The organism is Paractinoplanes bogorensis (assembly GCF_018829635.1).
Lineage (GTDB): Bacteria > Actinomycetota > Actinomycetes > Mycobacteriales > Micromonosporaceae > Actinoplanes > Actinoplanes bogorensis.
Window position 1 is genome coordinate 146,805 of sequence record NZ_JAHKKG010000013.1, and the last position, 20,925, is coordinate 167,729.

General features: G+C 70.6%; 24 protein-coding genes. 6 read left to right on the plus strand and 18 right to left on the minus strand.

The window, feature by feature from the left end; translation table 11 throughout:
- Positions 1-79: 79 nt before the first annotated feature.
- The 3 genes from KOI35_RS36385 to KOI35_RS36395 form a co-directional block, all read right to left on the minus strand.
- Entirely contained in the window at positions 80-1,186 is a 1,107-nt protein-coding gene (locus tag KOI35_RS36385) for an endonuclease/exonuclease/phosphatase family protein (protein WP_215793244.1), read from the minus strand.
- A gap of 105 nt (positions 1,187-1,291) precedes the next feature.
- The gene (locus KOI35_RS49150) at positions 1,292-2,551 is read right to left on the minus strand and encodes an SGNH/GDSL hydrolase family protein (protein WP_215793245.1); all 1,260 of its coding nucleotides are present in this window, start codon (positions 2,549-2,551) and stop codon (positions 1,292-1,294) included.
- Positions 2,552-2,650: 99 nt separating this feature from the next.
- A complete protein-coding gene (locus KOI35_RS36395) occupies positions 2,651-3,667 on the minus strand; it encodes a methyltransferase (protein ID WP_215793246.1) in 1,017 nt (338 codons plus the stop codon).
- Positions 3,668-3,725: 58 nt separating this feature from the next.
- On the opposite strand from KOI35_RS36395, the gene KOI35_RS36400 reads away from it, so the two are divergent.
- Entirely contained in the window at positions 3,726-4,328 is a 603-nt protein-coding gene (locus KOI35_RS36400; protein WP_215793247.1) for a GrpB family protein, read from the plus strand.
- On the opposite strand, the gene KOI35_RS36405 is transcribed toward KOI35_RS36400, so the two are convergent.
- The 13 genes from KOI35_RS36405 to KOI35_RS36465 all read right to left on the minus strand — a co-directional run bounded on the left by KOI35_RS36405 (position 4,297) and on the right by KOI35_RS36465 (position 15,335).
- Entirely contained in the window at positions 4,297-5,034 is a 738-nt protein-coding gene (locus tag KOI35_RS36405; RefSeq protein ID WP_215793248.1) for a methyltransferase domain-containing protein, read from the minus strand. The two genes, KOI35_RS36400 and KOI35_RS36405, sit on opposite strands and share 32 nt — an antisense overlap.
- Before the next feature lie 373 nt (positions 5,035-5,407).
- Positions 5,408-6,349 (minus strand): NAD(P)-dependent alcohol dehydrogenase, encoded by a 942-nt coding sequence (locus tag KOI35_RS36410; RefSeq protein ID WP_215793249.1) that lies wholly within the window; start codon positions 6,347-6,349, stop codon positions 5,408-5,410.
- Positions 6,346-6,582: a helix-turn-helix transcriptional regulator gene (locus tag KOI35_RS36415; protein WP_215793250.1), complete on the minus strand. Its 237-nt coding sequence runs from the start codon at positions 6,580-6,582 to the stop codon at positions 6,346-6,348. Before KOI35_RS36415 ends, KOI35_RS36410 begins: the two co-directional genes overlap by 4 nt.
- Positions 6,576-6,956 carry a hypothetical protein gene (locus KOI35_RS36420; RefSeq protein ID WP_215793251.1) on the minus strand — a complete coding sequence of 127 codons (381 nt, stop codon included), beginning with the start codon at positions 6,954-6,956 and terminating at the stop codon, positions 6,576-6,578. Before KOI35_RS36420 ends, KOI35_RS36415 begins: the two co-directional genes overlap by 7 nt.
- Before the next feature lie 202 nt (positions 6,957-7,158).
- A complete protein-coding gene (locus KOI35_RS36425; protein WP_246614339.1) occupies positions 7,159-8,382 on the minus strand; it encodes an endonuclease/exonuclease/phosphatase family protein in 1,224 nt (407 codons plus the stop codon).
- 89 nt (positions 8,383-8,471) lie between these two features.
- On the minus strand, positions 8,472-9,584 hold the full coding sequence (locus tag KOI35_RS36430; protein ID WP_215793253.1) for an alpha/beta fold hydrolase: 1,113 nt from the start codon (positions 9,582-9,584) through the stop codon (positions 8,472-8,474).
- 101 nt (positions 9,585-9,685) lie between these two features.
- Positions 9,686-10,858 (minus strand): serine hydrolase domain-containing protein, encoded by a 1,173-nt coding sequence (locus tag KOI35_RS36435; RefSeq protein ID WP_215793254.1) that lies wholly within the window; start codon positions 10,856-10,858, stop codon positions 9,686-9,688.
- The gene (locus KOI35_RS36440) at positions 10,855-11,745 is read right to left on the minus strand and encodes a hypothetical protein (RefSeq protein ID WP_215793255.1); all 891 of its coding nucleotides are present in this window, start codon (positions 11,743-11,745) and stop codon (positions 10,855-10,857) included. The genes KOI35_RS36435 and KOI35_RS36440 overlap by 4 nt, the downstream gene beginning before the upstream one ends.
- Before the next feature lie 132 nt (positions 11,746-11,877).
- Entirely contained in the window at positions 11,878-12,750 is an 873-nt protein-coding gene (locus KOI35_RS36445; protein WP_215793256.1) for a class I SAM-dependent methyltransferase, read from the minus strand.
- 73 nt (positions 12,751-12,823) lie between these two features.
- Positions 12,824-13,093: a hypothetical protein gene (locus tag KOI35_RS36450; protein WP_215793257.1), complete on the minus strand. Its 270-nt coding sequence runs from the start codon at positions 13,091-13,093 to the stop codon at positions 12,824-12,826.
- A gap of 48 nt (positions 13,094-13,141) precedes the next feature.
- Positions 13,142-13,555 (minus strand): helix-turn-helix domain-containing protein, encoded by a 414-nt coding sequence (locus KOI35_RS36455; RefSeq protein WP_215793258.1) that lies wholly within the window; start codon positions 13,553-13,555, stop codon positions 13,142-13,144.
- 97 nt (positions 13,556-13,652) lie between these two features.
- Complete coding sequence (locus tag KOI35_RS36460; RefSeq protein ID WP_215793259.1) at positions 13,653-14,096, minus strand: SRPBCC family protein; 444 nt, start codon at positions 14,094-14,096, stop codon at positions 13,653-13,655.
- A 30-nt stretch (positions 14,097-14,126) separates the two neighbouring features.
- Positions 14,127-15,335 (minus strand): MFS transporter, encoded by a 1,209-nt coding sequence (locus tag KOI35_RS36465; protein WP_215793260.1) that lies wholly within the window; start codon positions 15,333-15,335, stop codon positions 14,127-14,129.
- A gap of 50 nt (positions 15,336-15,385) precedes the next feature.
- Between KOI35_RS36465 and KOI35_RS36470 the strand changes: the two genes are divergently transcribed.
- Complete coding sequence (locus KOI35_RS36470; protein ID WP_215793261.1) at positions 15,386-16,405, plus strand: serine hydrolase domain-containing protein; 1,020 nt, start codon at positions 15,386-15,388, stop codon at positions 16,403-16,405.
- Here KOI35_RS36470 and KOI35_RS36475 read toward each other — a convergent pair.
- Positions 16,388-17,122, minus strand: a complete 735-nt coding sequence (locus tag KOI35_RS36475; protein ID WP_246614340.1) for a 3-keto-5-aminohexanoate cleavage protein — start codon at positions 17,120-17,122, stop codon at positions 16,388-16,390. The genes KOI35_RS36470 and KOI35_RS36475 overlap by 18 nt on opposite strands.
- On the opposite strand from KOI35_RS36475, the gene KOI35_RS36480 reads away from it, so the two are divergent.
- From KOI35_RS36480 to KOI35_RS36490, 3 genes are read left to right on the plus strand one after another with little or no spacing between them, the layout of a single operon-like run.
- Entirely contained in the window at positions 17,123-17,647 is a 525-nt protein-coding gene (locus tag KOI35_RS36480; RefSeq protein WP_215793262.1) for a GNAT family N-acetyltransferase, read from the plus strand. It abuts the gene before it with no gap.
- A gap of 35 nt (positions 17,648-17,682) precedes the next feature.
- Positions 17,683-18,006 (plus strand): YciI family protein, encoded by a 324-nt coding sequence (locus KOI35_RS36485; protein WP_215793263.1) that lies wholly within the window; start codon positions 17,683-17,685, stop codon positions 18,004-18,006.
- Positions 18,003-19,232: an RNA polymerase sigma factor gene (locus tag KOI35_RS36490; protein WP_215793264.1), complete on the plus strand. Its 1,230-nt coding sequence runs from the start codon at positions 18,003-18,005 to the stop codon at positions 19,230-19,232. The genes KOI35_RS36485 and KOI35_RS36490 overlap by 4 nt, the downstream gene beginning before the upstream one ends.
- On the opposite strand, the gene KOI35_RS36495 is transcribed toward KOI35_RS36490, so the two are convergent.
- Positions 19,221-20,021 carry an isocitrate lyase/phosphoenolpyruvate mutase family protein gene (locus tag KOI35_RS36495; RefSeq protein ID WP_215793265.1) on the minus strand — a complete coding sequence of 267 codons (801 nt, stop codon included), beginning with the start codon at positions 20,019-20,021 and terminating at the stop codon, positions 19,221-19,223. The two genes, KOI35_RS36490 and KOI35_RS36495, sit on opposite strands and share 12 nt — an antisense overlap.
- 67 nt (positions 20,022-20,088) lie before the next feature.
- On the opposite strand from KOI35_RS36495, the gene KOI35_RS36500 reads away from it, so the two are divergent.
- Positions 20,089-20,853, plus strand: a complete 765-nt coding sequence (locus KOI35_RS36500; RefSeq protein ID WP_215793266.1) for an IclR family transcriptional regulator — start codon at positions 20,089-20,091, stop codon at positions 20,851-20,853.
- Positions 20,854-20,925: the final 72 nt, after the last annotated feature.

Below are 20,925 nucleotides of genomic sequence, written 5' to 3' on the forward strand. Positions count from 1 at the left end.
ACTCTTCGCGAGGACCGGCGACGGGACACGTCATATTGTGACCGGGCCGTGCCAGTCGGTCAGGTCCTCCGTACGGGCGTTATTCGAGCGCGATGTCGGCGTAGATGGCGGCGTGGTCGGAGCCGGCGTGGACGGCGGCGGTCATCGTGTCGAAGATCGGCCACAGCGTGCCGCGCCGACCGCCCCACACGCCGCGGCGGTGGATGCCGCCGCCGGTTGCGCGTGCGAACAATGCGGGCGACAAAAGGACATAGTCGAGCTTGTTGCGGGCCGTGCAGTACCCGTACGTGCCGGGCCGGCCGTCGTCGTCGAAGCCCGGATGCGCCGAGATGTCGCGCAGGTCGGTGCCGGTCAGCAGCGGCGCGAGCGGGGCGCTGTCCGGCGTGTCGTTGAGGTCGCCGACCACGGCCACCAGGTCGGTGCCGGCCGCCCGGTAGATCTCGGCGACCCGGGTGGCCTGCCGCTCCCGGATGGCGTCGGACGCGACCTTTCCGCCGTACCCCTTACTCTTGAAGTGGTTGACCAGCACCACCACACGGTGACCGCCGGGTGAGCGGAAGTGGTATTCCGCGCAGTCCCGGCTGAAGACCCGCCCGCGGGCGTCCGTGTCGTCGACGTGGCTCACCTGGGCGATCAGCGGATAGTCGGCGGTGGACAGCACGCCGACGTCGATGCCGCGCTCGTCGTTGCCGTCGACCACCATCACGTGCGGATACCGCGGGCGCCCGTCCGCACCGGTCAGGCCCGCGTCGGCGAACCGTTTGAGCGCGAACCGGTTCTCCGCCTCGACCACCCCGACCACATCCGCCCGTACGTCGTCCAGCACGCGCGCGGTGTTCACCAGGGCCAGTTCCTGCACGCGGTCGGTGGTCAGCTCGACCCAGCCGATCCAATCCGCTCGCCCGCGCGCAACAACGTGCACTTTGCCGTCGCGGGAGCGCCGCAGCAGTCGTCCCCGGTTCTGCCGCAGCCGCGCGAACTTGGCCGTGTCACCGTTGCGCAGTCCCAGACGAGCAAGTTCGCGCAGAATCCGGTGCTGGATGTCGTCGGTGTAGAGCGGCTCCTCGAGCAGGGTCGAGACGGCTTGGAACGCCTCGAGCACCGGGCGGCCGGCCGACCAGGTGCGTTGATCGAGCGCGCGGGCCCGGTTGAACAGGTTCTCGACGTTGTAGGACGCGATCCGCATCGAACCTCCCGGAGCACAGTGGACATAGCGCGGACGGGCGCGTCCGTGCGGCCGCTGCGGCGCGGGCCGGCCGTCGCGGACGCCGACGTGGTCGTCCGGTTGTGACTACTGGAACAGGTTGAGGTCGACGGCGGCGGCGATCGCCTCCATGCCCGCGTCGTTCGGGTGCAGCCAGTCGCCCGAGTTGAACCGCGCGTTGTAGCGGCGGGGATCGTTCGGGTCGTGGGTGGCGGTGTCGAGGTCGATCACGGCGTCACACCCGCTGCCGTCGGCCTTGATGAAGGCGTTCACCGCGTCCCGGCCGGCCTCGCCCTGCTCGTTCCAGTAGTCGGTGCCCTCGTACGGCGTCAGGGTCGCGCAATAGAACTTCAGCCCCGCGTCGTGCGTGCGCTGGATCAGCTGCTGGAGGGCCTGGATCAGCTCGTCGCCGCTGGGCGGGTTGTCGTCGCCGAGGTCGTTGATCGCGGCGTCGGAGAAGATGACCCACTTGACCCCGGTCTGCTGCAGAGCATCCCGGTCGAGGCGGTTGAGGGCGCTCTGTCCGGCGCCGTCCTTGGTGAGCTGGTTACCGCTGATGCCGGCGTTGAGCACGCCGACCGTGCGGTTGGCGGTGAGCAGGCGCCGGGAAAGCTGGTCGGGCCAGCGCCGGTTCTCGCTGAACGTCGAGTCGAAACCGTCGGTGATCGACGCACCGAGCGTGACGACCGCGCCCTCGGACTGCGCGTTCTGCACGTCCACGCCGGCCAGAAACGCGTAGTTGTCGAAGGTCTGCGCGCCGGACAGGGACGCCTTGGCCGACTGGTTGCCCGCGGCGACATAGTTGTGCCGGTTCGCGAACGAGTGCTGGGTCACCGAACCGATCCGGGCCGGTACGTAGGCGCTGACCGCGACGTCGCCACCGGCCGGCAGCGTGAACTGCACAGCATCGCTCACCGCGGTCTGACCGGCCGGGATGGTGACACTGTCCGTTCCGTTGAACGTGACTTGCGCGTTGGTGGCCGTGTCGACCGTGTTCGCCTGCAGGTGTTGCGCGAGGTAGACGGCGCTGACAGTCAGCGGATCGCTGCCGAACTCGTTGGACAGCTTCACGCGTACGGTGTCGCCGCCGATGCTGGCGCGGAGGATCTGCCGGACCGTCTGCTGGTCGAAACTGCGCCCGCCGTTCTGCACGGCCACGGCCCAGGTGCCCGTCCAGGGAGTCTCCGCGGTGCTCGGTCCGGTGCTCGGTTGACTGCTCGTGGCCGGGCCCGGATCGGCCGAGGTCCCGCCCGGGGACGAGTCTCGCCGCACGTACAGAACCACCGCTACGACGAGGACCACGAGGGCGGCCGCGACCGAGATAGTCGTCTTCCTGGTCCAGTTCACCGCGCCCACAGTACTGGGCCCGGTCACTACAGCCGGTTACGCCTGGCCTGGGAGATTCCTGACAGTCCGCGGCAGTGTGAGCAAGATCAAATGACTTGCTCAGGGGCGGGTGGCCAGGACGGCGCCGTTGGCTCCGGGTGCGTCGAATGAGATGGTGCGCACGTCGGTGAAACCGGCTGCGGTCAGCCAGTGGCTGTACTCGGCGTCCGAGTAGTTCCGGCCGGCCTCGGTCTCCACCAGCATGTTCATGCCCATCAGGGCGGCGGCGGCCGGGCCGGTGCGGTCGGCGTTCAGCAGCAGTTCCGAGATCACGACCACGCCGCCGGGCTCGAGGGCCGCGTACGCCTTGGCCAGCAGGGCCTGGTTCGTCGGCTCGTCCCAGTCGTGCAGGATCATGCTGAACAGGACGACGTCGTGGCCGGTCGGCAGCGGGTCCGCGGAGAGGAAGTCGCCCGGCTCCGTGGTGATGCGTCCGCTCAGTCCGGACTGCGCGATGTTGTCCGCGGCGATCGTGCAGACGTGCGGCAGATCGAGCACTGTGGCGTTCAGTCCGGGCAACGCGCGGCACAGTTCGATCGAGAACGCGCCCGAACCGCCGCCGACGTCGAGCAAACGCGCACGTTCGCTCAGATCCACCGCGCCGGCGAGCGCCCGTGCGGTGAAGATGGACGTGGAATACATGGCGCCCCAGAAACTCTGCAGCATGCCCGGGTCGGCCGTGTCGAACATCGACTCCTGGGTGGCCGGATCCCAGGTCAGCGGCCGGTCGGTGCGCAGCGCGTCGGTGACCTGGTGCCAGGGCAGGTAGGTCCGCTGGTCGCAATAGGTGACCTGGCCGCCGAAGTAGTACGGCTTACCGCGTACGAGAAACTCTTCCGCCAGAGCGCTGTTGCGGTAACCGTCCCCGTCCTTCTCGAGCAGGTTGAGCGAGGCGCACGCCGCGAGCAGCAGGTCGGCTGGCCGTTCGCTCAGACCCAGTTCGGCGCCGGCTTGCGCGACAGTGAGCGTCCGGCCGTCGCGCAGGTGCGTGAACAGGTCGAGTTCGACCGCGGCGGCGAACGTCTTGAAGCTCCAGAACCCGGTGACCAGTCCCATGAGGGGCGTCGGCGTCAACATGTGTCGATCATTTCAAACGGGTTAGTCTGGCCGACTTCCCACTATCAGGAGGTACGACATGGGGGACTTCCCGCCGGAGATCACCGAGAGACAGGTCGGCTCGCCGGAACAGAACGGGCAGGTCGGCGAGTGGCCGCCGCGGTGGACGTCGATCGTCATCGTGGACTACGACCCGGTGTGGCCGCAGCGCTATGCCACCGGAAGCGCCGGCATCCGCGCGGCCCTGGGCGACCGCCTGCTGAGCATCGAGCACGTCGGGTCGACCTCAGTGCCGGGCCTGGCCGCCAAACCGATCGTGGACATCGACGTGATCCTGGCCGGCACCGAGGACGAGTCGGCCTACGTTCCGGCGCTCGAGGCGACCGGCTACCGGCTCATCCTGCGCGAGCCGTGGTGGCAGGGCCATCGCATGCTGGTCGACCCGGACGAGGACTTCCACGTCCACGTGTGGCCCCGCGACGCGGCCGAGCCGACCCGGCACCGCCTGTTCCGCGACTGGCTGCGCGCCCACCCGGACGACCGCGAGCTCTACGCCACGACCAAGCGGCGGCTGGCGGCGGAGGCCGGCGACGACTACACCATGTCCAAGAGTGACGTCATCGATCAGATTTTCGCGCGCATCTTTGCCGCTACTTCCCCGCCGTCACCAGATACAGCGTGAACCCGGCCACGAGCGGTCCCGCTTCGAGCCTTTCCAACCACTTTTCCCGTACGGGCGCAGCCAGCTGCCCGTCCGTCACCGCGTGGGCCGAGTTGCGCCGTAGCCCCAGGATGCGGTCCGCCGTCCCGAAGTCCCGGAACAGCACCGCCATCGGCTCGACACAGTGGACGGCCAAGCCGGCCGCGGTGCACAGCCGGACCAGGTCGCGTCCCATGCTCGGATTGCGCACCCGCTGAGCGTTGAAGCGGGCGAAGGCCCGGCTGGTCGCCAGGTCTTCGTCCGCGACGGCGAGGGTGTCCCAGTCCGGTTCCGCCGCCGCGAACAGTCCACCCGTCCGCAACACCCGCGCGGCCTCGGCGATCGCCCGCGCCGGATCGCTCACGTGTTGCAGCACCCGATCCACCCGGGCCCGGTCGACAGTGCCGTCCGCGAGTGGCAGGCCGGTCACATCACCCTGATGGAGAACCGCCTCCGGGTGCCACCGCCGGGCCTCCGCAAGCATGTCCGGCTCGCGATCGACGCCGATGACCCGTCCGCCCGGACCGGCCGCGCCGGCCAGTTCCCCGAGATCGGTGCCCGGCCCGCAGCCGAGGTCCACGACCGTCTGACCGGCCCGGACGTCCAGCAGCTGCAGGAGCCGCCGCTTGTAGTCCCGGCCGGCGTCGGTCGCCGCGGCCTCGTTCATGTACGCGATCTGATCGGTCATCCGCTCACTCCATCACCGCCCGGCCGCCGAAAAGTGTGCGAACTGTGCAGATCCCGGTCGCATTCCGCGCGCAGCAGCCGGAGTCGTGCACGCGGCCCGTCGCCGGTTCGCGCGGGCTGGTGCGCGAAAGGTGAGCGAGCGTGAGCGAGGGTGAGCGGGTTCCGGATCGTGCGGGCTGGTGCGCGAAAGGTGAGCGATGGTGAGCGGATGTGCGGCCCGCCGCTGGATCGTGCGGGCGGGTGCGCGAAGGGTGAGCGATGGTGGGCGTATGTGCGGCCCGTCGCCGATTGTGCGGGCGGGTGCGCGGAGTTGGCGGATTCCGGCCGCTGCGTTCGCTGCCGTGTGCGGGACGATCGCGGGGTGAGCGGTCCGGTCAGCCGGCGACGGTCAGGACCGTTTTGCCGGCGACCTGACCGGTGGCCAGGCGGTGCATGGCGGTGGCGGCTTGGGCCAACGGGTAGGCGTGCTCCACCGGTGACGGTATGGAGGTCAGGGCGGCCAGGTCGTCCCGTTGAGCGATCACGATCGGGGCGCGCAGCTTCTGCTTCGTGAACGGGGACAGGGCGAACAGCTGCAGGTTGCGTTCCAGGCCGCCCAGGAAGCGGCCGCCGTTCTCGCCGCCGGCCACGGAGAGCGTGCCGGTCGGTTTGAGCAGGGCGCGCAGCGCCGACAAGGGACGGTTGCCGCCGATGTCGACGATCAGGTCGTAGGAACCGGTCAGCGGGGACTTTCTGTAGTCGATGATGTGGGTGGCGCCGAAACGGCGTACGGCGTCGATCTTGGGTGTGCTGCAGACGGCGGTCACCTCGTCGCCGCGGGCCGCGGCCAGCAGGACGGTGAACGAACCGACACCACCGCCGGCGCCGATCACCAGGACCGACTGTGGCGTGCCGGTGGCCGGGCCGAGCATGTGCAGGGCGGTCGCGCCCGACGTCGGAATGGCGGCGGCCTGCTCGAACGTCAGGTGGGCCGGCTTGTGGAGCAGTCGGCCGGGTTTGGCCTTGGCGTATTCGGCCCAGGAGCTCGACGCCTCGCCGAAGACCTCGTCGCCGGGCCGGAAATCGGTCACCTCGGCGCCGACCGCCTCGACGACGCCGGCCAGGTCCAGGCCCACGATGCGGTTGCGGGGCTTGGGGAGGCCAAAACCCAGGCGGGACACCAACGGCAGACCCGTCATCGCGTGCCAGGCGCCGCGGTCCACTCCGGCGGCGTGGACGCGTACGAGAAGCTCGGTGGGTTTGATCTCAGGTTGGGGAACGTCGTCGAGGTGCAGGACATCGGCGTCGCCGTAGACGTCGCGGACGATGGCTTTCACGCGGGTTCCTCCGGGAGGGAAGAGGGGTACTGGAACACGTCGTCGAGGCCGACGCCGAAGACGTGGGCGATGCGGAACGCGATCTCGAGCGACGGGGAGTAGCGGCCCTGCTCGATGGCGATGACCGTCTGGCGGGTGACGCCGATGCGGTCGGCCAGGTCGGCCTGGGTCATCTCGCCGGCGGTGAAGCGCAGCGACCGGATCTGGTTGGTGATCAGGGTCGGCTTCACCACGGGTGGAAGCCCCGCCGGTAGGCGTAGATCTTGGCGATCGAGCCGAGCACCGAGGAGAGCACGAACGCCAGGTAGATGACGTTGGCGATCCAGAAGTAGGGCGCCTCGAAGAGGGCGAGCAGCATCGCCGCGACGGCCCCGGCCACGACGAGCGACTGTCCGATGTGTTCGCCGAACCGGCCGATCTCGCGGTCGCGCTGGTCGAGTTTCTGGCCGCGGCCGCGGGCGACCATGTCGACCAGGACGGCGCCGCCGACACTCCACAGCAGGGCCGGGACGTACGAGATGCCCGCGATCAGCAGGCCGAGGTAGACGGCATAGCCGAGGAGGCTGGTGACGGCGAGGCTCCACGCCCGCCGTTCCTGGATTGGCATGTCCTCGAAGGTAAAGAATCCCGGACACCGAGTCAAAGTTTCTTTACATGATCCTCAGCGTGCCCTCAGCAACGGCTGTTCGGGGGATGCGAGAGACGCGGGCGCCGGTGTCGTGCTGGTCGCCTTCGGGGTGCTGGGCTACCTGGTGGCCCGCCGGCGCACGAAGTTCGTCGCGTAACGCCGGCCGGCCACCAGAGAAGGGTCACACCGACAGGTCGAGCCAGACCAGGCGGTGGTCGGAGGTGGGGAAGCCGTTGACCGGGGCCCACACCGGGTCGTAGACGCCGCTCAGGCGGGACAGCGGGTCGGCCTGCACGGGCCAGAAGACGCCCGAGCCCTTGACCCGAAGGCCTACCCGGGGCAGCACGTAGTCGGCGCGCAGGTTGCCGGGCGCGGTGTCGGCGAAGTCAGCCGTGTCGTACTTCGGGTTGCCCTTGTGGGTGGCGTTGGCCCCGCCCTGCAAGGTCGCGGCCTCGGCGGCGCCCGCGGAGGACGGCGTCGTGCGGCTGTTGATCAGGCGGTTGTCGAGCAGCTGGTGGACCGCGCTGTCGTACGAGTCGCCGTCGTTGGGGTCGGCGTTCTGGTCGCCGGCGATCACGAACGCCTGGCCGGGCTTCAGGCCGCCGCGGTGGCCGCGGTCGTCGTAGATGTAGCGGGCCGACTTCACGTAGTCGGACCAGAAGCGGATCTCGTCGTGGTTGCGGCGGCCGTTGCGGTCCTCGGGGCCGTCGAACGTGGGCGGCGTCGGATGTGAGACCAGGAAGTGCACCGTACGCCCGTGGATGCGTACGGGAACATCCCAATGGCTCTTCGACGACAGCCTCAGAACATCGCGAGCAGCGGGGGAGTAGAAGTCGGCCGGGATCAGGTTGCCCGGCATGTCCTTCCACTTGAACAGCTGGAACGTGCGCACCGACTTGAGGTCGATCGGGTACTTCGAGTAGACGACCATGCCGTACTGGCCGGGGAACAGTCCGAAGCCGTACGAGTCGTCCCCGTACGCCTGGTCGCCCGGGGTGGTGTCGATGACCCCGTTGTTGTTGAGGTCGAAGCCGGACGCGATGCCGGTGTTGGACGGCGCCACATAGCGGTACGGGTAGCGCTGGGCCGGCGCCCCGTTCTGCGACACCGCGAGGAAGTTGCGCTCGAACAGCCGCGCCGCCTCGGGGTCGTAGTCGAACTCGTTGAGCAGCACGACGTCGGGGCGGGCCCGCTGGATCACCTCGGCGACGTTGTGGGCCTGCCGCCGGAACACGTCGTCGACGTCCGGGTTGGCCAGGTGCTCGCGCAGCAGGCCCTCGGCGGGCCGGTTCAGGGACAGGTTGTAGGTCGCGAACCGGACCGGGCGGTCGTGGGCCTGGGCCGCCGCGGCCGGCGTCAGCAGCAGCGCTGACGCCAGGGCCGCGGCAGTGAGGAGTCGTCTCATGGATCCCGTGTCTACCGGAGAACCCCAGGCCACGCCATGCGGGAAGCCGCTCCGACGTGGACAGTTCATCACCCGGCAAGCTGGCCGGACTAGGCGAAGCGGCCGGCGATCCAGTTGGCGACCGTGGTCGTGCTCTGGAAGACCGCGCCGTCATGGGTGGCGCCGTCGATCTGGATGAACTGGACGGGCTGGCTGTATGCGCTCAGCTCGGTGACCAGCGGGCCGGCCGTGATGACGTACGGGACCGCCTCGTCGTCGGTGCCCTGCACCAGCAGGATGGGAGCGCTCGGGGCCGCCTGACCGGGGTTGACGTAGTGGGACAGCTTGGTCACCACGGACGCGGGCAGGGCGCCGCCGACCAGCAGTTGCGAGGCGGTCAGGCCGGCGTACGCGGCGAGGATCTCGTTGAGGCAGCCGCTCTGCAGGACGCCGGTCTTCTGCCGGGCGGGCGCCGCCAGGATGGTCGCGGGCACCACCGTCGGGTCGACCGCCTGCAGCCCGTACAGGGCCATGACCAGGTATCCCTGGGCCGGGGTGCCGGGGATGAGCGGCGCGAACAGGTCGGCGTTGGAGACCGGGGCGATGGCCGCGGTGCCGCGCAGGACGAGCGGTCCGTCGTACGCGGAAGCGATCTCGTTGGCGAACAGCGCGCCCTGGCCGCCCTGCGAGTGGCCGTCGATCACGTACTGCGTGCCCAGCGTGGCGTCCAGATTGCGCGCGGCCTTGGCGCTGTCGATCATCGAGCGGGCCTCGCTCCCGCCGATCAGATAGGGGTGGGGGAGCGCGGTGCCCAGGCCGGGATAGTCGGGGGCGGCGACCGTCCAGCCGCGGCGCAGCAGTTCGGCGATGGCGGCGCGGGCCTCGGGCCAGAACACGGCCTGGCTGGTCGAGGGGGCGCACTGGTCGGCGAGACCGGTGGTGCCGTGCCCCCACACCACGATCTTGTTGTTCTTCCCGGTCTTCGGGGTCAGGATCAGCCCGGTCGCGGTGATCGGCAGCTCCTTGACCGTCGTCGACAGGTAGGAGATGCGCTTCCCGGTGGCCAGGGGCGCGAGCTCGCTGGGCAGGGTCGCCGTCGCGCTCGACAGCACGGTGCCCGACAACGGGCCCGCCAGGGCCGGCCGGCCCGGAAGAAGAACGGCGGATACAGCCAGGAGAGCCGCCAGAATCAGCGCGGCGTGCCTTTTCAGGGCAGGGTTCATCGACGGTGCCTTTCGGAAGGGAAAAAGAGCGCAGAAAGGAGCGCCGGACCTGGCCATGGGCAGGCCAGGTCCGGTGACAGGTGGAGCGTGGTGCGTGGGGTCTAGCGGCCGGCGAAGTGGTCGGCGACGCGGCGCAGGGCGGCGACGGTCTCGGCGTCGCGGTGCGGGTCGTCCTGGGTGGGCCAGGCGCTGCACTTCACGATGACGACCTCGGCCTCGGGGTCGACGAAGAGGTACTGCCCGTGGACGCCCAGACCGGTGAACGTGTCGCCGCCGAGGGTCCACCACTGGTTCGCGTACCCGTAATGGTCGTAGCCGCTGGGGCCGAGCGACCCCACCGCGAGCTGCGGCTTGTCGTTGCCCCGGCTGCGGCGTACCCAGTCCTGGGGCACGATCTGCACACCGTCGACCATGCCGTCGCCGGCCATCAGCAGGCCGATCCGGGCCACGTCGCGGGCGGTCGCGTTCAGGGAGCCGCCACCGATCGCCGTGCGGGGTCGTCCGCGGGTGAGCCAGTAGTACGCGTCGCGGTCGGCGCCGAGCTTCTGCCAGAGCCGCTCCGAGGCGTACGTGGCCAGGGACTGCCCGGTCGCCGCCTCGAGCACCCAACCGAGCAGCTGCGTGTCGAACGTGGAGTAGTTGAAGCGCTCACCCGCCGGCGCGGTCCGCGTTGCCGCACGGACCACGTCGGCGATGTCTCCGCCACCCATGATCGTCTGCTCGAACTGCTTGATGCCGCTGTTGGGCACGTCCCAGGTCTCGAGGTCGCCGACTCCGGTGGTCATGTCGAGCAGCTCGGCCAGCGTGTTCTCCTCGTACGCCGTACCGAGGAAGTCGGGCCGGTAGTCGGTGATGCGGTCCTTCTCGCTGCCGATGGCGCCCTCGTCGAGCGCTATGCCGACCAGGAGCGAGGTCACCGACTTGGAGAGCGAGAACAACTGCATGCGCGAGCGCGCTCCGGCGAACGCCCCCGGGTAGATCTCGTGCACGATCGTGCCCCGGTGCAGCACGACGAACGCCGTGGTGAACGTGTGGCGGTGCAGCTCGGCCAGGGTGTGGACGCGGTCTTCGAAGCGGTAGGTCAGGGGCAGCGGCCGGGCGGCGACCGGAAGCGGAAGGGCGGTGTCACCGCGCGCGACCCGCTCGGTCGGCATCAGCCAGTTCATGTGCGTGAACGTCCACTCGTTGAACGGCCGGCGCATGATCAGATCGCCCTGCTTGTCCCACCAGGAGGGTTCCCGGGAGGAAGCTGGGCGCTCCGTCGTACTTGTCATGAGGGTCCCCCGTTTTCAGTTTTCGCCGGTCGTTCGAACATCTCGCGCAATGTCAGACCGGATGGGTTGCCGATGGGCTCCAGGTAGGCCGCCATGATCCCGAGGACCCCCTTGCCCACGAGATTCTCGGTCGGGCCGTGGTCGGCGATGTCCGCGCTCGGGTCGCCGAGGTGCCGCACCGCCAGGCCCTCGGTGACCGCGGCCAGCAGGTTGGTGAACTCACGCATGGTGATGCCCGGGCGCAGCTGGTAGCCGCGCGCGGCGAGCGTCTCCTCGTAGATCTTCATCCACGGTTCGAGTGCACCGGCGTAGTTGTTGGCGATGGAGCTGCGGATGCCGTCGTTGCGATGAGCCGTCGCCACCATGATGAGCTGCAATTTGAACAGCGGCATCCGGCAAAGCGTCATGAGCTCGTGGTAACTCGACCGGTCCACGGCGTCGACCAGACTGTCGTCGGTGACCAGCCAGTCACCCCGCGTCTCCACATCGGCCCCGTACTGCGGGTCGTAGTTGATCGCGTGCAGCATGAACGCGAGCAGGTCGTTGAGGTAGTCGTCGTGGCTGGCCCAGGTCGAGCGGTAGGGGCCGGCGCCCTTCTGCCGCAGGAAGGGCAGATCGAGCTCCTCCACCTCGGCCGAGAGCGCGCGCTCGGTCAGGAAGCTCAGACCGGACCAGTACTGCTTGCGGCCGTCGCCGGTCGCGGTGGCGGGCCGCTGGGCACCGAGGTTGCGCTCGATCAGGTTGGCGCCGGCCTTGAGGTAGGACGCCACCTTCAACGAGTTCACCAGGGCGGCCCGCGTCGTCTCGCGCACCCCCTTGACCCGGGTCACGATGCCCGAGAAGTCCGCGCAGTACGGGTAGGGCAGATCCTTCTTGCCGTACGTCATGCAAGTGATTCTGCTGGGATTCCCGAGACCTTCAAGTGCGCACGTGCGTAGTACTCGCAGGCTAAGACTTCGGGCATTAAGCACGCACGCTCCGTGTCTCCGTGGCGGCGGAGAGTCACAGTGGGCAGGTCATCAGGGGTGCAGGGCCCGCAGATAGGCCGTCGCGAGGGTACGCCGCGTAGGGGTACCTGACTGGGCAAGTTGCGTCATCCGCGCGTCGAGCCGCTCGCGTTCCTCATCGGTCAGGACCGAGTCAATGGCTTCCCCGTACGTCGGTGCGAGCGGATTCGGCGACACGGCCTTACGCGCTTCCCAGTCGCCGATCGGCTCGGCCGGCACATCCAATTGAGCCCGGTAGTCGACCTCGATGCCGTCGAACCCGGCCTCGGCGGCCCACCGCAGCAGGTCCCGCTCGTCGAAGTCGGTCATCGGGTTCTCGCCCCGGATCGCCCCCGCCCGATATACCGCGACGACCTTGGCCAGCAGATCGCCGACCTCGGCGTCACGCAGCCCGAACAGGCTGTCCGGCCGGTGGGCGAGCAGGAAGCGGTTGATCGGCTCGAAGATGGACAGCCGGCCGCCCGGCTTGAGCACCCGGAAGAACTCACGGAACGCGGTCGCCTTGTGATCGCAGTAGATCAGCACGGAACGGGTGGTGACCACGTCGACCGAGGCGTCCGGGATCTTCGACAGATCCTCGGCCGGCGCGTGCACGAAGCTGCAACGGTGGTCGTCGCCGGCGCGGCGGCGGCACTCGTCGAGGCCGGCGTCGGACACGTCACTGAAGATGACGTGCCCGTCGGGGCCGAGCCGCTCGAGGGCGCCGAACGCGATCAGACCGGTTCCGGCGCCCACGTCGAGCACGGTGTCGGCGGGCTGCAGATCGGCCCGGTCGAGCACCTCGTCGCGGAAGACCTCCAGCGAGGTGGCGTGTTGCGCCCGCAGCTCGGCGTTGCCCCCGTCGCGGCGCGTCAGCAACCACCGCGTCCACTCGTCCGTCGCCATCGGATCACCGTAGGGCACTTGACATCTCGATGGGTGAGACATCTACGGGCGGCAATGGAAACGTGATCTGCTCTCACACCTCGACGACGGTCGGCCCGGCCCAGGTCGGCCCGGCCCAGTCCGTTCCGGCGCTCGGCTTGCCGTGCCCCGCGAGCACGACGGTCGGGCCGGCCCAGGTCGGCGCCGCGTTGTCCCAGTTGGTGCCCGCGACGACGGTGTCGGCGGCCGTCACGCCCTTGCCGGCCAGGGCGGCTCCTCCGACCCCGGCGCCCAGCAGGGTGACGCCGACGAGCGCGGTGCCGGTGCCCAGCGTGATCAGTCCACGACGTGCGATGCGGTTCATGACGAGTCCCCGTTCCCTCGGATCCGCCCTCCTCGGTGGGGCGTGTCCTCAGCCTGAGGCCGCCGGCAGCCGCGTGACCAGCGGCAACGCTCGCCGGGAACGTCCCGGGAGACGTCGGCCCAGGGCCCAGCCGAGCGCGCCCGAGGCCGCCATCAGCGCGAACACCCCGGCGACCGGTCCCAGCCGCCGCGGTGGGACCTCGTCCTTCGGCCAGCGGGACTGCTTGCGCTCCCGTTGCGCGAGCGCCCAGAGCTCCTGAAGCCGGGTGTGATCGCCACCGCCGAGATCGGCCAGGGTCGCGACCACCGCCCACGGCGGCAGGGCCTGACCGGTGAAGTAACGGGACAGCGAGGAGTCGCTGACGTGCGTCTTCAGGCTGAGCTCGCGCAGCGTGAGCCCGGTCTCGGCGCGCAACGCCCGCAGCTCGGCCACGAGTCTTCCGTGCGTTCCCGACAGTTCCATCGCGCTTCCTTCCCCCGTGCCGGCCCGCGATGGCGTTCATTGTGGACGTGCCCGGCCAGCCCCGGCCAGACCGGACGTGTGCCGTCGGGCGAACAGGTCAGCGGGACTCGGCCAGGGTGGCCAGGCGGTCGATCGACGCGCGGAGCTTGTCGGCAGTGGTGGCCCGGGCCTTGGGGATGCGCTTCTCGTCGGTCAGGTGCGTCCAGTCGTACGTGTGAGTCACCCGTGAGCGGCCGGGCTCGAGCTCCTCGATCTCCCACCGCCACAGGTGACCGGGCGGGGTGCCGCCGGCCTCGCTCGGCCGCCACGCGATCAGGCGGCCCTCCTCGAACTCGGTGACATGATTTTCCCGTACGGCTCCCTTGGTGATCGTCATCGCGAACACCTCGCCGACGGCGCGTACCCGCTGGCCCGTCGCCGCCTCGGCCAGGTTGTCGTTGCCGTCCCAGGCCGGCTGCCGGGCCGGATCGGCGATGAGCTCGAAGATGGTGGCGGCCGGGGCGGCGATCTCGCGTGCGGCGGTGACGACTCGTTCGGTCATACCGGCCATCCTGCCTCAGGCCATCCTGCTTCAGGCCAGGCGGCGCGGGGTGCGGCCGACCCAGGTGACGACCGGGTGGACCAGCAGGGCCGTCGCGGCGAAGACGGCGGCGATCACCCACCAGCCCCAGCCGCCGGTGCCGACGGCCAGGAAGGTCAGGGCGGCCGGGCCGATGAACTTGGAGATGCCGATGGTCGTGTTGGCCGCGCCCAGGTAGATGCCGCGGCGGTCGGGTGGCGGCACCTCGGTGGTGAAGTAGAACTCGGCCGCCGACGACCACAGTTCGGCCGCGGTCAGCAGCAGTACGCCCAGGGCCAGCACCGCGATGGTCACCCAGCCGCCGGTGCGCCCGCTGCCCGCGAACACCAGGCAGGCGGCGGCGGTGGTCAGCGCCGCCCAGCGGCTGAGCCGGGCCGAGCCGGCCATGCTGATCGCCCCTCGGGTGGCCGGCACCTGCAGCAGAACGGCCAGGATGGTGTTCATGGCGAACAGCGCGCCCAGCACCGGCTTGGGCGCGTCGGTGCGGGTGATCGCCCACAGCGGCACGACCGTGCTGAACAGCACCTCGCTGAAGAACATGACGGCGAAGATGCCGGTCAGGGCCGTGTACGGATGGTCGCGGAGGACGCCCCACGGAAGTGAGCGGCCGGCACCGGGGGCAGCCGGCGCGGCCGGCATCCGGGACACGAAGAGGCCGCTCAGGAAGATGCCGGCCGCGTTGATCAGCACCAGCGCCAGCAGCCCGGGCCGCGAGTCGAGGGCGATCGCGGCCGCGCCCAGGCCGGCGCCGACCGTGAAGCCCACGTTGAGGTACGCCCGGACGAACGCCATCGTGCGGACCCGGGTCTCCTGGGGCACCGCGGCGGCGGTGTAGACCTGCCGGCCGGCGTCGGTCAGGCCCTGCGACAACGCCTGCAGCGCGAGCACCGCGACGAACGACCAGAACGCCCCGACCAGCGGGTAGAGCAGGAACGCGAGCACCCCGACAGCCGAGCCGAGCACCCAGGCCCGCTGCCCGCCGATCCGGTCGGCCACGTGCCCGAGCGGCAGCGACAGCAGCAGGGTGAGCAGTCCCGAGATCGAGAAGCCGATGCCGACCTGCACCGCCGACAGCCCGGTGTAGACGGTGAAGAACACGACGCTGCCGGTCAGGTAGACGCCCCAGCCGACCGCGACCAGCGCCGACTGGGCGACGAGCTGCCGGGCCAGGCCGGGCGGGGGTAACACGCGAGCGATCACATCGATCACCGTAAACGCTCGGTCGCGCCGATGTGGTACACCTGCGTTCCATGGTCACGCCTGCCGCCGTACGGGAAACGCTTGATCTTGTCTCGGCCCGGGGGACGGCGGCTCAGCTGTGCGTGCTGCGGGACGGGCAGTTCGTGGTCGACCGGTCGTTCGGAGCCGAGCCGCGAGACCCGTTTCTGCTGCTCTCGGCGGGGAAGCCGTTCGTCGCGCTGCTCGTGCACCAGCTGGCCGAACGGGGCGCGCTCGGCCTCGACGATCCGCTCGCGCGGCACTGGCCCGAGTTCGGCGCGCGCGGCAAGCAGGGCATCACGATCCGGCACGTGCTGCAACACCGATCCGGTCTCCCGTACGGACGCAGCCTCGCCCACGACGCGCTGGCCGCCCCGGATTGGGACCGTTCGGTGCGCGCGCTCGCCGCCGCCCGTCCGCGCACGCCGCCCGGCGCGGTCCCGGCCTATCACGTGCTCAGCTACGGGTTCCTGCTCGGTGAGCTGGTGCGGCGGGTCACCGGGGAGCCGGTCGCCGAGGTGCTGCGCCGTGACCTGCTCGAACCGCTCGGCCTGCGCGACACGAGTCTCGGCGGGCCGGTGCGGATCCCGCTGCGCGGTTCTCCGGTGCGCCAGACGTTTCTCAACCGCCGGTGGTTCCGCGCCGCCGAGATCCCGGCCGCGACCGTGGCGAGCACCGCCCGTGACCTGGCCCGCCTGTATCAGGCCCTGCTCGACGGGGGACAGGGCGTGCTGGCGCCGGCCACGATCGCGGAGGCGTGCCGCCCGTCCGCTGACGGTGAGGTCGATCGGCTCCTGCGGCGTACGGTCCGGTGGGCGCAGGGGTTTCAGCTCGGCGGCTCGGACGACGGCAACCCGTCCCGGTCGCTTCCGTTCGGGCAGCTCAGCAGCCGCGAGGCGTTCGGGCACAACGGATCGGGTGCGTGTCTGGGCTGGGCCGACCCGTCCCGCGGCCTGGTCATGGTCTATCTGACCAACCGCCTGCAGCCGGGGATGGCCGGTGCGCCGCACCTGTGCGCGGTCAGCGATGCCCTGCTACGCGGCTGCGGCTAACCTGACCGCGGCCCGGACCAGGTCGGCGTTGCTGGTGGCCGTGGTGCCGTCGGGGAGCAGCACCGAGTCTTCGAAACCGACCCGGGTGTCGTGGCCGCGGCGGAACGCGTCGCGGACCAGCGGCCAGGTCCAGTCGTTCATGCCGTGGGTCAGGCGCGGGCAGGTCGAGCCGGCCTCGTCGAGCCGGTCGTTCAGCGTCCGGGCGACCGTCTCGGGCGGCCCGTCGAGGAAGTACGGCTCGCCCGGGTCGAGTTCGATGCTGATCCGGGCCGCCTGCGGCAGCAGTCCCGAGGCGAGCAGGGCGGGCATCTCCTGCGGCGCCCACAGGCCGACGTCGATGCCGATGCCGACGTCGAGCATCGCCGCCATGACCTGCTCGAACCCGTCCTCGGAGAGGTTGACGGTGGCGACGTCGACGCCCTCCCACTCGCGGATCATGGCGATCCGGTCGGCGAGGTCGGGCACGATCCACGCGCCGGTGGTCAGCCCGATCTCGACCCCGGGGCCGATCTCGCGGACCCGCCGGCAGGTCTCGTTCACGACCGCCGGGTCGAGCGTCTCGCCGCCCGACCCGTCGCGGACGTGCAGGTGGACCCCGGTCGCCCCGGCCGCGAAACACTCGGTCAGCTCGGCCACGACCTCGTCCGTCGACACCGGCATCCGCGGATGGACGTCCCGGCCCCACGGCCCGTTCGGGGTCACCTGCACCATGGTCATATGGCCAACCTAGGCGTTCGTCTGACTCCCCGCCTCCGGCTGGAACCGATCGGCCCGCGGCACGCCGCCGACCTGCTGGCGCTCTACCGTGATCCGGCCGTCGCCGAGTGGTACGGCCGGTGGACGTGGACCGAGGTGGAACGGGAGACGGCCCGGATGGCCCGGCTCTGGCGGTCCGACGGCGTGCACAAGTGGATGGCGTACGACCGGGTGACCGGCCTGTGCATCGGCCGGGGCGGGCTCTCCCGGGCCGTCGTCGACGGGCAGGCCCGCCTCGAACTGGGCTGGGTGCTGCACGGGCGCTTCTGGGGCCGCGGCTACGCCACCGAGATCGGCCGGGCCGGGCTGACGTACGCCGCTGACGTGCTGGACACGGACGAGGTGGTCTCCTTCACCGAGACCGGCAACCGCCGCTCCCGGGCCGTGATGGAACGGCTCGGATTCCGCCACGCCCGGGACTTCCTGCTCGGCGGCGAAGGATTTTCCCTCTATACCTGTGTCGGATCGGGATCGGCGCGTTCGTAGCCAGGGTGAGAACACCGCAACCACAAGGAGCTGACATGCAATATCTGGTCACCGTCGTCGACGACCGGACCAACTCCGGGACCGAGGAGGAGATGGTCGCGATCACCGCGTTCAACGAGCGGATCCAGGCCGAGGGCCATTGGGTCTTCGCGGGCGGCCTGAACGGGCCCGACACGGCCACCGTGCTCGACAACCGGGACGGGCGCGGGCTGGTCACCGACGGCCCGTACGTGGAGACGAAGGAGTGGATGGCCGGCTTCTGGGTGATGGAGGCGCCCGACCTCGACGTGGCGCTGCGACTGGCCGCCGAGGGGTCGCGGGCCTGCAACCGCAAGGTCGAGGTGCGTCCGTTCCTGTGACCGGTTCCGTTGACGATGCGGTCACCCGCGCCCACCACGAGGAGTGGGCCCGGGTGGTCGCCACCCTGTGCAAACGGTTCGGCGATCTCGACATCGCCGAGGAGGCGGCGGCCGAGGCGTTCGCGACCGCGGTCGAGCGCTGGCCCTCCGACGGCGTGCCGCCCGGTCCCGGTGCCTGGCTGACCACCACGGCCACCCGCAAGGCGATCGACCGGATCCGCCGGGAGAGCAAACGCGACGACAAGCAGAAGGAGGCGCAGATGCTCCGATACGACGATCCCGATGAAGTCGGCGTGGTCGAGGACGAGCGGCTCCGGCTGATCTTCACCTGCTGTCACCCGGCGCTGGCCCCGGAGAGCCGGGTCGCGCTGACCCTGCGCATGGTCGGCGGCCTGACCGTGGCCGAGATCGCCCGCGCCTTCCTGGTGCAGGAGACGGCCATGGGCCAGCGGATCACCCGGGCCAAAGCCAAGATCAAGGCCAACCGCATTCCGTACCGGGTACCGGCCGCCGAGGATCTGCCGGCGCGCGTCTCGGGGGTGCTGGCGGTGCTGTTCCTGGTCTTCAACGAGGGCTATCTGGCGACCGGGGCGGAGACCGATCCCGTACGCGGGGAACTCACCGCCGAGGCCCTCCGGCTCACCCGCCTGATCCGGGCCCTGTTGCCGCGCGACGGTGAGGTGGCCGGACTGCTGGCGCTGATGCTGCTGACCGAGGCCCGCCGCGCGGCGCGGGTGTCGCCGGGCGGCGAACTGGTCACGTTGGGCGAGCAGGACCGCGGGGCGTGGGACGCCGGGCTGATCGCCGAGGGGCACCGGCTGATCCGGGAGCGCCTGGCCACCCGGGAGGCGCCCGGCCGCTACCAGATCCTGGCCGCGATCAACGCCGTGCACACCTCGGCCCGCGACGTCCGGGACACCGACTGGTCGCAGGTGGTGGCCCTCTACGACCAGCTCGTCCGGATCGACAAGTCGCCGATCGTGGTGCTCAACCGGGCCGTCGCGGTGGCCGAGCTGGACGGGCCGGAGGTGGCCCTCGCCGCCGTCGACCGGCTGTCCGACGCGCTGGACGGCTATCACGCCTTCCACGCGACCCGGGCCGACCTGCTGCGGCGGCTGGGGCGCAGCGCGGAGTCGCGGTCGGCCTACGACCGGGCGATCGAGCTGGCCGGCAACACCGCCGAGAGCGCCTATCTGGCCCGGCGTCGGGACCAGTTACGTGCCTAGCGTCTGGATCTCGGCCGGAGCGGTGCCGTTGCCGGCCGGTTCCGGTGACTCGGCCAGGGCGGTGAACGCGGCCCACGGCATGCGGTCGACCGCGTCGGCGCTGCCGTCCTCGGCGATGGCCCGGTAGCTGAGCGAGGCGGCGCGGGCGGCCGCCAGCAACGCGGCCAGGGGGTGCAACACCAGGCGGACCCCGCGGGCGGCCAGCTCGTCGTCGGGCAGCAGCGGCGGAGCGCCGGCCGACTCGGAGCGGGTGAGCACGAGCGGCACGCCGGGGAGGGTGGCCTGCAGCAGGGTCAGCTCGCCGGAGGAGTGGACCCCGGCCGGCAGCACGGCGTCGGCGCCCGCCTCGACATACTTCCGGCAGTCGCTGACCACGGCGTCGAGGCCGCCCGAGGCGTACGCGGTGGTCCGGGCGACGACCGCGATGCCGGGCACCTGCGTCACCAGTTCGGGGACCATCCCGGTGACGACCACGCCCGCGATCCCGGCCCGCTGGTAGGACAGTGCGGTCCACACCGCGTCCTGAGCCGTGGCGAAACCGGCGCCCGCGTCGGCCAGCAGCGGCACGCCGCCGAGGACCGGGCCCAGGGTGGCGGCCCGGTCGGCGATCTGCGTCGACGGCACGAATTCGACGTCGGGCCGGCCCATCATCACCGAGGCCACCGCGGCCTGGGCCAGATATACCGCGCGGTGACCGGCGTGCACGGCGAGCGTGGCGCTCAGCGGGTCGTACACGCCCGGCACGTGGGTCACGCGGCCGGCCGACAGCAGCTCCCGGAAGGCGTTCATGACCGACTATTGAACGCGAGTCAACCCGGAGCATGCCAGGCGGGCCGGAACATTTACGATCATCGCTATGGAGGAGAGCCGCTCGAGGTCGGTCGCCGCGGTCGAACGGGCCATGGACGTGCTGCTGCTCTTTGGGCGCACCGACCGGCCCGACCTCGGCGTGACCGAGATCGCGGCCGCGCTCGGACTGACGAAGGCGGCCGTGCACCGCATCCTGGTCGCCCTGCGCAACCGCGAGCTGATCGTCGTGCACCCGTCGACCCGGCGGTACGCGCTGGGCCACGCGGCCGTCGCGCTCGGGCGGGCCTATCTGACGCGTACGGACGTACGGGGAACCGCTGCTCCGGAATTGAAGTATCTTTCGGCCCGCACCGGGGAGACGGCCACGCTGTCGGTGCGGCGCGGAGACACCCGGCTGTACGTCGACCAGGTCGTGCCCGATCAGGAACTGCGCCTGGAAGTGACCGTCGGCGTCCCGTTCCCGTTGCACGCGGGCGCGTCGTCCAAGGCGTTCCTGGCCTACGAACCGGACGGCTACCTCGAACGCTGCGACCTCGTGCGACTGACCGAGCGGACGATCGTCGACCCGGACCGGATGCGGCGGGAACTGGCCGGGATCCGCGAGCGCGGTTACGCCCTCTCGTACGGGGAACGGCAGCCCGCGGCCGCCTCGATCGCCGCCCCCATCTTCAACCACGACGGCCGGATCGCCGCGGTGATCGGTGTCGCCGGGCCGGCCTCCCGCTTCGTCCCCGACGCCGATCCGGCCGTCGCCAAGGACCTGCTGGCCGGTGCGGCCCGCGTCTCAGCTCAGCTCGGATTCTCAAGTTGACCCGTCCCCGACCGATCAAGCGGGCCGTTACCGGCCCAGCCGTGAGGGGATCATGCACACACCGCCGAGACG